This window comes from Paenibacillus sp. EB106-05-06-XG162 (assembly GCF_058791655.1).
Window position 1 is genome coordinate 1 of the sequence record NZ_JBYTDT010000029.1, and the last position, 13,121, is coordinate 13,121.

Sequence of the window (13,121 nt, forward strand, 5' to 3'; positions counted from 1 at the left end):
TGTAGTCTCTCCTTGGTTTGTTTTTGGATCCGACGCTGGCCAGCATCTGGGACCCATAAACATCATACCAAGGAGTCTTTTTATTTCTCAAACCTCGTATTTCTTCATAATAGGAATGCTGCCCGTTAGCGCAACGCGGCTGCCGATCCATGCCGGCAGCCGCGTTTTAGTTATTTTATTAAGCTATAGTTTCCCGTTAGTGAATAATGGTTCGGTTTCTATCCTAAACTGAATCCATTCGATACCTGTAACTTTTGTTTTAGTGGTTAGTCCACAAAATTCCCATATTTCCGATTCCGAATTGGAAGGACCAGTAATCTGCCATTCATAAGCCAATTTGTGAGCAATTACTAGGGTTGAGAAAACGGCATGAGAAATATCCTCCTTATTTAAGGTTGTGCTAAAAGCAACATCAAATAAAGCGGAATCCTTCCAATAACGTTCACAGGATGTAAGGGTGGCATTCGTCTCACAAACCTCTTCAAATCTTGAGAGTAATCTCCGAGCCTTTTCCTCTGTATTCACTTTGAAAAACGCATGCCAATGAATGCTTTTATGCATTTACATCCCCCCAACTGCTGTGCTTCTTTAATTACATATTCTATAAGGGTATTCAATACACCTTTCTTCAGCTAACCTGCCCGTTAGCTCAACAAGGCTGCCGTTGCATGCCGGCAGCCTCGTCCTGATGTTTATTGATCTATAGTGTCCCGTTAACTTAATTAAACATAATTGACTATGCATTCGCATCAAACATTGCTGGGATATTTATTTCTTTTACACAAGAAGCTTTGGAAAGGCTTATGACGCATTTAACTAATGAAACGATATCTTGAAGGGGGATTTGTGTATAATTGTAGGCTGACAAGACTTTTTCAATTCCATCCTCTAAAGGAACTTGGGTAGCAATTTCACCAGGGTTTATACAAGTTACACCGATTCCAAACTTTTTAACATGTTCCCTTATGGAATTGGCAATACCTCGCAAACCGAACTTAGACGCTACAAATGAAACTTGTGTAAAATCATTATTCTCAAGTCCTGCAGTAGAACCAATTAAAACAATTTTTGCGTTAGCCGACTTTTTTAAATTCGGTATAAGCTTTTGTATACATGTAATTGCGGCAATTACATTCACATTTATGATTCTTGAAATTTCATCTGGGTCATCTTTCTCAAAATCATAGTCTTCTCTAAATCCGTTGCTCTCCCATATCCCTGCATTAAATATTAATACGTCTATGATGTGGCCATTTATTGTATTCGCAACCAGATTGTATGCATTAGTTTTCGATAAATCAGCTTCTATCCAATATCTATTGATTCCATCGTTAAGGTTTAAACTAGTAGGATAACTCCTAGAAACTATCCATACATTATCACCGATTTCTGGCAATCTTTTAACAAAGGCATCACCTAATCCTTTGCTCGCTCCAATAATAATAAAATTCTTCATGGAAGTTGTTTTTTCCTTTCATTTTTTGATCAAATATTATACCATACCTTTGCAATTATCCTGCCAGTTACTTCAACGGACAACGGCAGCCGATCGCGCCGGCCGCCGCCGTGTTGTGATTGAACTACAGTTGAACGACAAAGACTGCCCGAGGGCAGTCAGATGTCGTAACTACATATGCACTTTTGCGAATTCGTTTTTAGTAAGGCCATAAATATATTCGTCGTAATGTTGGCCCTTAGTAAAGACCATATTTCTTATTCTTCCCTCTTGAATGAACCCAAGATGCTCTTGCAATGCTGCGGAACCAACATTAAATGCATATACATGAGCGTTAACCTTACAATATCGTAATTCCTCAAAGTAATATCGCAGTAATATTTTTATGGCATCAGAAGCGTAACCATTACGCCAATGCTCACGAAATATCGAAACCCCATATTTGAAGGTTCCATAGCGAGGATTACAGTTATTTGTGGATATGCTCCCGACGAGTAATCCATCGAGCGTTTGTATTGCCATGAAGACGTTATCACCATTTGAGGCATTAACGGATTTGCGTTCAGCCCACGCCTTTGTACCTTCTTCTGATCTTGGGAAATGTATCTCGTCACATAGTCTTGCGTTCTCCGAATCAAGATCATTATTATGGAACTTTTCCCAATCGGTGGTTAATACCGGACGCAACCTAACTTTTAAACCAGCCCAAACGTAACTACTCATATTGATCCTCCTAAAGTTTAATTTCCTTTTTACCCCTTTCATGAAGGGTGGAGATCTTGCTTGAGGATCAGGATTATTTTCGACTACATAGTTCTCATCCCTTTCTTATGGAAAATTGTAGCACATGTTCAGTCGCTTGTTTATATGTATTTTCGGTTGCTGGATTAACGAATTCTGCCCGTTAGCGCAACACGGCTGCCGATTCATGCGGGCAGCCGTGTTTTAGTCTATTTATTGAGCTATCGTTCTCCGTTAGTTGAACATTTATCCGAATGTCTTCTGACCTTTGTCTTAAAGAGTATTAACTTTTCCTATTGGATAATTTCTTATAAATATAGACAATTGGAAACCACAAAACTATGGCGTGCATGAGTCCGATAAACGACGCAACTAATACGGAAGCTGGAACGCTTATCATACCTGCTTTGATGCCACTTGCAATTACTTTTTCGCCGTTTTGAAAAACTATTTCATTCGTAAAGAAAGAAGCTATCAGTAATCCAATACCAATAATCAAACCAAAAATAGTATAAATCAAAACTGTTCTCCGTATGACTTTTTTCAACATCTCAAATTCTTACTCCATTCCGTTTATTGATAATAATTATTCGGCGAAATGGCTGAATTATCCTGCCCTTTAGCTTAATAAAAACAAGGAGCAGTTGCCGTAGCAAACTGCTCCTCGCTCACGTTCTCCGATAGTTGAATGATCCGTACTTCTACTTATGATTTAATACGTTCCTGTTAATACATAAATCCAAGTTCATTACCATCAGGGTCGGCAATTGTAAATTTAGTAGTACCATAAGGCGTAGTATGCAGTTCCTCAATAACGGTTACTTTATCTTTTAGTTCTTCCCAAAGTTTTTCTAAGTTCGGTACTTGAAAATTAAATCTTCCCTTTGATGGATATGTTTTATCTTCTTGTATTGCGAAATCTGCTCCACCTTTTGATTCAAATCCTATGTAATATGGTTTTTCGTTGGGATATCGAACAGAAACTTCAAACCCTAATATTTCTTCGTACCATTGAGCCGATTTAATCACATCAGATACATTGATTCTAACAAGTACCAAAACAGTCTTCATTTATTCAGAACTCCTTCTCTACTTAATTTGTTTTGTATCTAAATCTCTCTATTCATGTAGTAATTTTCATAGTACCTGATGCTGGAATATTTTTCTATATCGCATAGTGATCCGTATCACGCAAAAAAACATCATTAAACTATCCTGCCCGTTCGTAATATGAGGTCACCAGAACTTACTGGTCGACCTCCTTTTTGTGTGATCATAAAATTGAGGTAGCCGGGGATCGAACGTTTCTGCCCGTGGGACTCTGATCCCGAGAGCTATTCCGTTCATCCCCCCTACTTGTTAAACCATGATTAGGCTAGTTGGGGCTTTGACCCCGAATCACATGCGATAATGTGGACGACAAGAAGGTTAGGGGTTACTGGCGAATATAGAACAAGGAGTGGTTATATGAATCCTGTCATTGGACTTGATGTTTCCAAAGGAGAAAGCCATGCTCAAGCTTTTACGGATCGAGGTGCCCCATACGGAAAGGTCCTTCGATTTGAGCATAATCTGGAGGGCCTGGTGACTTTTCTAAACTTTTTACAGGATCTTGAATCCTTTACAGCACAACGTCCGGCAGTGGTGTTAGAAGCAACCGGACACTACCATAGTCCTGTCATTCAGTTTCTAGATGAGCATCAGTATTTGTATATTGTCATTAATCCGTTAATTTCACATCAGGCCAAAAAAACCAACTTGCGCAAGGTGAAAACGGATATCGCTGACGCCTACCAATTAGGGGAATTATTCTACAAAGAAGAGTTGGAACCATACAAAAAACGGGGACAATTCATGATGAATCTGCGCTATCTGACAAGGCAACATGACTCTTTAACGGATATGTATGTGCAAGCGAAGTTGCAGTTTCAGGCGGTTCTTGATCAGGTCTTTCCTGAATACCGTGGTGTGTTTGGAGACCTGTATTCGAAGGTGTCACTTCGTTTTCTAGCTCTTCATCCTACATCTTCCTCGGTGCTTTCCAGGTCTCTGAATGACATTACAGCGACTATTCAATCAATTTCCGGTCGGAAAAATTCCGATTGGGCGCTTGAACGAGCGCTGAAATTAGTGGCTTCTGCTAAGCGAAATCCTTTTAAAGAAACAGCTTTTTCAAGCCATCTCATCTCACTGGAACTGCTCATTAATCTGCTTCTACAGTACCAGGAGCACCTGGCCAACCTCGAACAGTCGATAGATGCTCTGGCTGCAGAATTACATGAATATGAGTTGATCCAATCGATACCCGGCATTAATACCAGAATTGCTGCAACAATTCTGGCTGAGGTCGGGGAAATCGATCGATTTGATCATGCAAAAAAGCTCGTTGCATTTGCCGGTGTCGACCCAAGCGTCTTCTCTTCCGGCAAGTTTACAGCTACCCGAAACAAGATTACCAAACGTGGTTCCAGAAGACTTCGAACCACCTTATATTTGGCTGTACGTTGTGGTCTGCGCAGTTCGCGTAACCAGAAGCTCCGAGCCTATTACGATAAAAAACGTGCCGAGGGTAAGCCGTTTAAAGTAGCCGTAATTGCCTGCGTAAACAAGCTGATCCACTGGATTTACGCGATTCTTACTAAAAAAGAAGCATTTCAATTGAGTTAGAAAGAAATTCTCACCTTCTCAGGAAATCCTTCCCACCACTGCGGGAAGGGTTATTTGCTGTACTCATTTTTCAGTATACCACCGGCGATTGAATCCATTAAGTTTTAAATATTGACAAACTATTGGCTAGAATAGCACAACGCGGCTGCCGATCCATCTCGGCAGCCGCTTATTAGTTATTTATTAAGCTATAGTGTCCCGCTATTTGAACAAAAGCTGTCGTTTTCTTTTATTTTATAAGATCGCGGTCCTATTTTCATCGTATTCTCCGCCATAGAGCATTTTTACTCAAGATGGTACTGAAGATTTTGATGACTAGCTTTTTCGTGCATCGGTTCTTTTTTCATCATCAATTGGTAGAATTAGCTTACCTTTATTGTTTTCTACTGCTCGGTCGATTTGCCCTAGCTCGGTAGACTTTCCTAATTTGTCGATCATACCATAGTAAGTATAATCGGACATGACGCTGTCAATGAAATAGACGGCTTCCCCTAGCTTGGCTGGTTTGTTCCCTTTCTCGCGGAGCTTTACTTCCATTTCAGGATTGTCTCCTTGCCATTTTACTTCGGCAAGTCCATCCGCATTAATTTCTACATAATTCACTAGTCCTTTATATTCTCGATAATAACGAAGAGTTTCTCCCTTAGGAAAAGTGTATTTGATAGAAAATCCTTCGCCTTGTGGTTGAAGGGCATCTTTTCCGTATATGAGAGGAAGGCTAATGGCAATTTTACGTGCTTCCGTCAAGTCTCCGCTCATCAATGTTTTGTATCGTTCTTGCTCAGAAGGGGTACGAACTATAACTTTATTGCCTACTTTGTCATAATTAACGCTTCCTCCTAGGTTCTCAGACAAGAAACGCAAGGGTACATAGGTACGACCACCTTTAATGGTTACTTGCGCATCGATTTTTACTTTTTTCCCGTTAATAGTTGCTTCCTGCGCCCCGCCATTTAACTGTATGCTCACTTGATTGACTTTGTTGGTAATATTGACTGTCTTAGACTTTGCATCATAGCTATAAGTAAGCTGAGCTGGATCATCAAATGCAGTCAATGGCACAAATGTGCGACCCTGTAATACGAGTACATTTTCCTGTTGATTTCCATTCATATAAACGTTCAATGGTGTTGCCGGTGCTGCTGCAAATATCGGTGTGGGCGCTGCGACAAGAACGGACAATAAGAATGTGGAAATAATAAACGGTTTTTTCACTATGATTCCTCCATTTGTATCTAATTTCATCCAAGTAGGTCAGTTTCGAAAGATACTCCAAATACCTAAAGATGGATATGATATATTTTGACGTAAAAAGTACGATAATGTTTCTTAAAACTTTCTTAACACTCTCTTAAAACTTCTACGATGGATAAATCTAGTCCAATTTAGGAAAGTCCGTATGGCGATCCATGATTACGTATGCGCGCGAGAAGTAAAAGCCCCATCGTTCATCGACCGGAACCGACAGACGATAAGATAAACGGGTATCTATTTATTATTTGGTCAATATCCACTCCGCAATATCCTCCAAAACTTCTGCAGACACCTTTTGTGGGATTTTGTACTCTTTTTTGAAGTCCTTGACCCTGCCATAAACCGACTTCATAAACAGGTGGTTCAATCCGGGGTAGAGCTTGAAACGGATATTGGGCTTACCGATGCAGATTTGCTGATAGAGTGCGAAATCCTTTTCCGTGGAGACCTGAAAATCTTTGTCTCCCTGCAATACCAGCACGGGTTTTTCTGTTCTGCTCAGATAATTGGTAACGGGATGTTCGGCCATCTCCTTGAAATACCATGCGTAGGTTTTACCAAAAATCTTTGTCTGTTTTGCTTCTTCCTCACTCATACCGGGGATGGCTCCGAATTTGGCTTTGAGCCCCGCGATTTGCCTATTCGCTATTTTCTGTAGGAATTTAGGCAATTGACTGAGCATATCATCATTTTGGCTCAGCAAAATATCGCTCAAAATACGTGGCGAGCCTGCACATATGATTATACCCGCGAATTCGCCGCCCTCCGCGTCAATACGCGGCGCGAGCATACCGCCGAGGCTGTGACCTAAAATATAAACCTTTTCGGGGTCAATTCTGCCATCATTTTTAAGCAGTTTGACGGCAAGGAGGGCGTCCTCTATTGTTTCGCTTTCAACAGTCACATCGCCGGGGCCTTCTTTCAGCATCTGCTTCCCGTAAATCTTTGTGCGCTTGTCATAGCGAAGCACAGCGATTCCTTTGGCAGACAGTGCTTCTGCAATATCGCGGAATGGCTTATTAGCGCCGATACTTTCATCCATATCAGCAGGGCCTGAGCCATGCACCAGTACCACAGCCGAAACCTTTGAAGAACAATTATCCGGCAACGACAAAATCCCATTCAAAGGGTATTTCGTTCCCCTGCCAATGATTATTTTTTCGTTCATGTCCATAACCTCCGATTAGATAAATAATGGCGCTATTACATGCGGAATGAGTATATGCAACACAATGTCGGTGGAAAAGTGGGCAATCATAGCCGACTCCAGCCCCTTTTTCCAGTAGAGCCAGCCATAAATAATGCTGAGAGAGCCGTTTAGCAATATCGCCCGGAGGATTACGTCGCCGGTGATCGCGGTCAGCGCGTTCGTGATTCCCAGATGACCGAGGCCAAAAATCACGCCTGTTATAATTATGGCCAGCCACACGCCGATTTTAGTTGGACCTCCATCTTTCGCCTTTTTGATTTTGGAAGTAATCCAAACCAAAAGCGTCATCAAAAACAACCGAAACAATATTTCTTCCGCTGTGCCGCCGTAGAAAATCGCAAGTGCGGATTTCCAAATCGGCACCGCCATTTCCGCCTTCATCAGTTCAACGGACATATTCCAGAACGGGATGCACAGTAAAACGACAAGCAAACCGCCCAAAATACCCCAAAGGACGGATGAACCGAGTATAGACTTCAAATAATCCTTTCGCTTTTCACCGCCTGTAATTTCCTCCAGAATCGGTGCGCCAAACCCAATGCGCCGCGCCAAAATCAATCCGAAAAAGCTCGCCAACGCACTTAACACCACTGTTTGCGCAATCTGCGCTGGTATGATGATCTGCATAGGCGCGTTATCTGGCAACGGAGCAATAGCGTACGTAAACGGTAGAACCATTATGCCTGTCACGGCGCACACAACAATAAGCAGGAAGAACAGCTTCCAGTTGAAGATTTTTTTCATAGTCAATGCCTTCCTATAAAATTTTCCATTTTTTGAACGATTCGTAGATATTTAGGGTCATCTCGCAACGAATCGAACGCTGGATTCATCAGTCCATCCCGCATCATGCTTTCCTTTATTACCTGCTCACTGCGGGGCGTAGCTGCGTCGCAATCATTCAGCCACGGTTCAATCTGGTCAAAGAAGGAATCTCCATGAAGCTCAAAGGGGAAGAATCCTTCCACGCAAGAATCAACATATTTCCCAAGCAATTCAATCGCTTTTTCGAGGAAATTGTTCGCGCAATACATATGAGCGCCCAGTGCGTAAAGCAGGATGACATTGTTTGGGTTTAGCCTCTTCATATTAAAGATTCGTGCAATATCTGACGCCCTCAGAAAGGCTTCTTCCGCTTTTTCGAGGCTGTCCATGTTTGTTTGCAGTACTTTCAGCAGCCCGTGAAAAGTCGCCATCGTATGCTGATACAGATCAATCTGTAAGGTTTCTTTGGCTTTGCCGAAGTTACCCATAACCTGATAAGCCTGTGACATTAACAGACCCTCCGGTATCATGGGTCGGATTCCTTCCCCAAGTAAATCCAAAACACGCTGCGGTTTATTAAGCGTCAGACAGCAAATCGCCTGATATAAAACCGCTTCTTTGGAAAGTTGAACATCGTCACTTTCTGCCTGAATCCGCTCACATAGCCTCACTGATTCGTTCAGGAGCGCCTCTTTTCGTTCCTGCGTTCCCGCCAGCATGAAGTGATTTGTATACAGCTTGACTATTTGCAAAAGGAGTGGGAAACAGGCGTAATATTTTTTAATGATGGTTGCGCACTCCGCGATTACATCTTCAAAAGGCAGGGAAGCGAAATCAGAGGCCAACTGGATGTATAGTTTTGCGATGTCCGTCCGTTCCATTTGAGGTGAATAGCCCATCAGTTCGTCTATACTGATGTTAAAATAGGCGGCAAGCTGTGGGAGAAATGTGATGTCGGGATAGCTTTGCCCCGTTTCCCACTTAGAAACAGACGCTTTGGAAACGCCGATATATGCCGCAAGCCCATCCTGCGTGATTCCTTTTTACCTGCGTTTGGCCAAAATGACCGATGCCAGATTGATTTCTTTCATCAACGTCACCGATCCTTCGTCGAACAGATAAATAGGGACAGTCTAAAACTTTATTTTCACTGAACAGTATGAAAAAACGCTAAGCCAGAGACGATTCAGGGCCTTAGCGTATATTTTCGTTAAAATGCTACCGAACTCATTCCTAAAAATAACAAAGGAAGCAGCAGCAGCAATCTCTGCATAACATCACCTCAAAGGTAATATTCTCTGGTAATTATTGAGTTATCCTGCCTTTAGTTGGAGGAGCCTTCGGGCTCCCTTTCGCTATGTCATAGGAAACTTTTTCCAGGATTAATCGTCTATACTTCTATATGAAGAAGAGGTGAATATGATGAAACCCCTGTCAAAAATTATGCTGTGTACTGCCATCGGGGCTATGATTGCTTTAGGCTCTGCTTATGCAGAATCTAAATTGAATTTACTTATCAATGGACATGGCGTTGTGACGAGCTATCTAGACCTTCAAGTCAAAGACGGCAAAGTGCTTGTTCCGATCGATCGCCTTGCGGAAGAATTTAAAGGCAAGGCGGTCTACGATGCTGATAAGAATGAAGTTCAAGTGACGCTGCCGGAATCCGCTCAACAAGCGATTCAGATCGAACGTTTGGAAGCGGCGGTCGTCCCCTCTACAGCAAAAGAAGCCTTAGATACTTGGGTCAAAGGCATTCAGACTCGCAATGGAGCGCTGCAATTCGCTGTTTTCTCACCTGAACTACGTTCCATAACCAAGAAAGAATTCGAAGATTACTACTGGACAACGGGCGGCTCCAGTCCGCATATGTCTGAGATCGAAAAGCTCAAAACAAAATCTCTGAATAAAACGACGACTCAGTTCTCATTCGATTATGGCCTTGTTGCTTCCAATTGGAAAGGCAAGGGCTCTGCGGTTGTCACCGTACAAAAGTTTGCATCTAAAGGTCATGAAGGTTGGTTTATTACGAATATAAAAATGAAAGACCCGAGCGATACAGGTACCACGATCGGTGTCGAACCGTTAAAAAAATAATTGATCCCAAAATGATATATCGAACTAAAACCTCTATGAGCCCTGTCACCCTGTTGTCAGGGCTTTTATTTATCGATAAGTTTTTTAATACAATGACTGTTGCAATGGAGTGCAGGAGATATTCCTTTAGTGCTGTATGACGTTTCAACCTAACACAATCTTGAGGGACTTGCTGGTAAGCTGATATCCTCACGCCAACTAGGTGGATTCCTATACTTAAGAAAACAATAAGGGAGCTATAATAATGAGACTTTACCAAAGACAAGTTTGCGTTGTGATTCTTTCAATAAGCATGTTATGTATAAATTTAAGTCCAACATATGCAAAGGGGACTTCCTTTAGCGATGTGAAAGCTGAATATTGGGGTTATGCAAGCATTCAATGGGCTTATGAAAATAAGATAGTGGATGGATATCCAGATGGTACTTTTAAGCCAGACAAGGTCGTAAGTCAAAGTGAATTTCTTGCTATGCTTATAAGAGCTTTTCAGCCCAATGATTTCATACTGGGTACCCATCCAGCACACTGGGATGAACCGTATTTAAATTATGTTGATAAAATAGGTTGGAAAGTGAAGCCCACCAATAAGACGTTTTCTAGGGGGACGGCCGCTCAATATTTAACAAACGCCGCAGGACAAAATTACAATGTGGCTGATTCGATTCAGTACCTCCTTGATCTTGGATTAGCTAATGGAAAAACTACAAGGACTGTAAAAGGATTTTATAAAGACGATACACTGTCAAGGACTGAAGCTGTCGTATTTATTGAACGTCTGCGATTAGACTCTAAAGCTCTGCAACCCATTTCGGCGGTAGAAGAAAAGTATAATCGAAGTGAAAATGTGCTGGTTTATAATAATAGTGAGTATCACTTTACACTCACTTTTCCGAAAACTTGGGAAAATAAATTTGAGGTAGTGGATACTAAAGATCCACAATCCAATCACAGTCTTAAATTTATTAACAAAACAACAAAATATGGGGTGTTATTTACAATAGCTGTGTGGCCTAAAGACTATTGGATTGAGAGGGAAGAGGAAATTAAAGGCCAAATTCCTTCCGTTAAAGTTGGTGAGTATGGAGACCACGCATACATTTTCCATACGCCAACGGATGTTCAATATGATCCAAGCGATAATAAGTCAATGGAGGATTATAAAGCTATGTTTAAGGATGTTCAGAACATTAAATCATCATTTGAAATTATATTGTAGTAATATGAAAGCAGCGGTCGAATTGAGAAATTCAACCACTGCTTTTTATGGATACCCATTTTTTACTGCGATTCGGGACTATGGAAATGTAAAAGGGTCTTCTTTTAAAGATCCAGACGGAAACGTTCTTGGTGTCTGTCATTTTCCAGAGTGACTCTCCTAAGCTAAACATCAACTAAGGCAACGGGGCCCTATGACATGGATTTGGCATGGGGCCCCGTTCAGTCTGTTAATAATCGGATGTCGACAAATCATCCAGTATTTGTTGTGCATGGTGCAACACCGGAAGATGTTGTTCAGAGGGTTTGACTAAATTCGTTGTAAAAATAATAAGGCAATAGCAAAAGAGCAGCGAGGTGTTCTAGGTATGACTTTTTGTATATTGTCTGTTAATTAGATTCAACTATCGTGTCCCGTTAGCGTAATCCCCAACGTTCTCTAAATAAGAAATAATATATCAATTGGTCTCTTAATTCTGTTTCTCTTTCAAAATTTAGTTTTCGAAGTAAGTTTATTGATTTTTCATTTTCTTGCTCGACAGTAGCTTCAATGAAATCTAAGCTCATCTCTTTGAAGCCAAAATCTATAACAGGCTTCAATGCTTCTTGCATAATTCCTCTTCCCCAATAGCCCCTCGCTAAATCAAATCCGATTTCAGCTCTAGATGGTTCGCCTTGAGACCAGCAATGGAAGCCACAAGTCCCTATTAACTGAGCATCGCTCTTGCTAAAAATTCCCCAGCGACAACCAATATCCTCTATATGAAACCTTATGATTTCTTCAGCTTCGTCTATATCTTTACATGGACTTATATCCATAAATCTTGTAACATTCTCATCTGAAAAATGCCTAAATACGGCTTTAGTGTCGTCTAAAGTAAGAATGGCGAGTTTCAACCTGTCTGTCTCTATTTCAGGAAATATAATAGACAATTCTTATGGCCTCCGTTAAGTAAATTTTTCTAACTATACAGTACCACATATTGGAACTAACCTGCCCGTTAGCGTAATAACACAAATACAGAGTTGAAATATTACTCGGTTATTTGTCTTATTATTTTTGCTGGATTACCCGCGACTATTGTATTTGCAGGCACGTCCTTCGTGACAACTGAACCTGCAGCTACAATGGAATTATCACCAATATTTACACCAGGTAAGATTACACAACTCCCGCCAATCCATACATTGTTTCCTATAGTTATCGGTATCCCATAACCACTTTTATTTCTATTCTTTGGTTCTACAGAATGACCAGCGGTATAGATCCCAACATTAGGAGCTATCATGCAATCATCACCAATTCTTACCTCTGCCATGTCTAAAATCGTACAGTTATAACCTGCATAAAAGTTATTTCCTACGTGTATGTTGTAACCTAAATCGCAATGAAAGTTGTGCTCGATGCTAAGACCTTCTCCTACACTTCCAAACAATTCCCGAATAATATTTTCTTTCTTTTCAAATTCTTCAACGTCACTCCTGTTAAATTCTTGAACCAGTTTCTGAGCTTTAATGCTCTTCATCTTTAATTCTTCACTACTTCTTTGATAATAAATTTTTTCTTTTTTGCCATCGCCCATATGTATACTCCTTTTAATTCAATTTGTGTAGTTCGGTTAAGTCAAACTTATAGTAATGGCGAATCAAAGTAAAGGCATTCCACTGCTGTCCGTTAGCTCATATTGTCGGATGACAAGTATTTGTACCGATAAA

At 41.0% G+C, this 13,121-nt stretch carries 14 protein-coding genes and 1 pseudogene; 3 read left to right on the top strand and 12 right to left on the bottom strand.

Going from position 1 to position 13,121, the window contains the following annotated elements; all coding sequences use genetic code 11:
* Positions 1 to 183: 183 nt before the first annotated feature.
* The 5 genes from AC3WU2_RS30055 to AC3WU2_RS30075 all read right to left on the bottom strand — a co-directional run bounded on the left by AC3WU2_RS30055 (position 184) and on the right by AC3WU2_RS30075 (position 3,268).
* On the bottom strand, positions 184 to 561 hold the full coding sequence (locus tag AC3WU2_RS30055) for a hypothetical protein (protein ID WP_492458502.1): 378 nt from the start codon (positions 559 to 561) through the stop codon (positions 184 to 186).
* 175 nt (positions 562 to 736) lie between these two features.
* Positions 737 to 1,456 carry an SDR family NAD(P)-dependent oxidoreductase gene (locus AC3WU2_RS30060; protein WP_492458503.1) on the bottom strand — a complete coding sequence of 240 codons (720 nt, stop codon included), beginning with the start codon at positions 1,454 to 1,456 and terminating at the stop codon, positions 737 to 739.
* A 171-nt stretch (positions 1,457 to 1,627) separates the two neighbouring features.
* Complete coding sequence (locus AC3WU2_RS30065) at positions 1,628 to 2,179, bottom strand: GNAT family N-acetyltransferase (RefSeq protein ID WP_492458504.1); 552 nt, start codon at positions 2,177 to 2,179, stop codon at positions 1,628 to 1,630.
* Between the two features lie 301 nt (positions 2,180 to 2,480).
* Positions 2,481 to 2,747, bottom strand: a complete 267-nt coding sequence (locus tag AC3WU2_RS30070) for a hypothetical protein (RefSeq protein WP_492458505.1) — start codon at positions 2,745 to 2,747, stop codon at positions 2,481 to 2,483.
* 176 nt (positions 2,748 to 2,923) lie between these two features.
* Positions 2,924 to 3,268: a VOC family protein gene (locus AC3WU2_RS30075; protein ID WP_492458506.1), complete on the bottom strand. Its 345-nt coding sequence runs from the start codon at positions 3,266 to 3,268 to the stop codon at positions 2,924 to 2,926.
* Positions 3,269 to 3,664: 396 nt separating this feature from the next.
* Between AC3WU2_RS30075 and AC3WU2_RS30080 the strand changes: the two genes are divergently transcribed.
* Entirely contained in the window at positions 3,665 to 4,864 is a 1,200-nt protein-coding gene (locus AC3WU2_RS30080; RefSeq protein WP_492458507.1) for an IS110 family RNA-guided transposase, read from the top strand.
* A 315-nt stretch (positions 4,865 to 5,179) separates the two neighbouring features.
* Here the strand turns inward: AC3WU2_RS30080 and AC3WU2_RS30085 are convergent, their stop codons facing one another.
* From AC3WU2_RS30085 to AC3WU2_RS30105, 5 genes and pseudogenes are all read right to left on the bottom strand, one after another.
* Positions 5,180 to 6,079, bottom strand: a complete 900-nt coding sequence (locus tag AC3WU2_RS30085) for a copper amine oxidase N-terminal domain-containing protein (RefSeq protein ID WP_492458508.1) — start codon at positions 6,077 to 6,079, stop codon at positions 5,180 to 5,182.
* A 280-nt stretch (positions 6,080 to 6,359) separates the two neighbouring features.
* Positions 6,360 to 7,286 carry an alpha/beta hydrolase family protein gene (locus AC3WU2_RS30090; RefSeq protein ID WP_492458509.1) on the bottom strand — a complete coding sequence of 309 codons (927 nt, stop codon included), beginning with the start codon at positions 7,284 to 7,286 and terminating at the stop codon, positions 6,360 to 6,362.
* A gap of 15 nt (positions 7,287 to 7,301) precedes the next feature.
* Positions 7,302 to 8,072: a CPBP family intramembrane glutamic endopeptidase gene (locus AC3WU2_RS30095; RefSeq protein WP_492458510.1), complete on the bottom strand. Its 771-nt coding sequence runs from the start codon at positions 8,070 to 8,072 to the stop codon at positions 7,302 to 7,304.
* A gap of 2 nt (positions 8,073 to 8,074) precedes the next feature.
* The gene (locus tag AC3WU2_RS30100; RefSeq protein ID WP_492458511.1) at positions 8,075 to 8,974 is read right to left on the bottom strand and encodes a tetratricopeptide repeat protein; all 900 of its coding nucleotides are present in this window, start codon (positions 8,972 to 8,974) and stop codon (positions 8,075 to 8,077) included.
* Between the two features lie 12 nt (positions 8,975 to 8,986).
* Positions 8,987 to 9,130: pseudogene (locus tag AC3WU2_RS30105) on the bottom strand (helix-turn-helix domain-containing protein); the annotation flags it as partial.
* A 382-nt stretch (positions 9,131 to 9,512) separates the two neighbouring features.
* Here AC3WU2_RS30105 and AC3WU2_RS30110 point away from each other — a divergent pair.
* Together AC3WU2_RS30110 and AC3WU2_RS30115 are read left to right on the top strand one after the other, a co-directional pair.
* Complete coding sequence (locus AC3WU2_RS30110; protein ID WP_492458512.1) at positions 9,513 to 10,190, top strand: hypothetical protein; 678 nt, start codon at positions 9,513 to 9,515, stop codon at positions 10,188 to 10,190.
* Between the two features lie 244 nt (positions 10,191 to 10,434).
* Positions 10,435 to 11,406, top strand: coding sequence for an S-layer homology domain-containing protein (locus AC3WU2_RS30115; RefSeq protein ID WP_492458513.1), 972 nt, complete (start codon positions 10,435 to 10,437; stop codon positions 11,404 to 11,406).
* Positions 11,407 to 11,822: 416 nt separating this feature from the next.
* Here the strand turns inward: AC3WU2_RS30115 and AC3WU2_RS30120 are convergent, their stop codons facing one another.
* Positions 11,823 to 12,338 carry a GNAT family N-acetyltransferase gene (locus tag AC3WU2_RS30120; RefSeq protein WP_492458514.1) on the bottom strand — a complete coding sequence of 172 codons (516 nt, stop codon included), beginning with the start codon at positions 12,336 to 12,338 and terminating at the stop codon, positions 11,823 to 11,825.
* Positions 12,339 to 12,439: 101 nt separating this feature from the next.
* Positions 12,440 to 12,988: a sugar O-acetyltransferase gene (locus AC3WU2_RS30125; RefSeq protein WP_492458515.1), complete on the bottom strand. Its 549-nt coding sequence runs from the start codon at positions 12,986 to 12,988 to the stop codon at positions 12,440 to 12,442.
* Positions 12,989 to 13,121 lie beyond the last annotated feature (133 nt).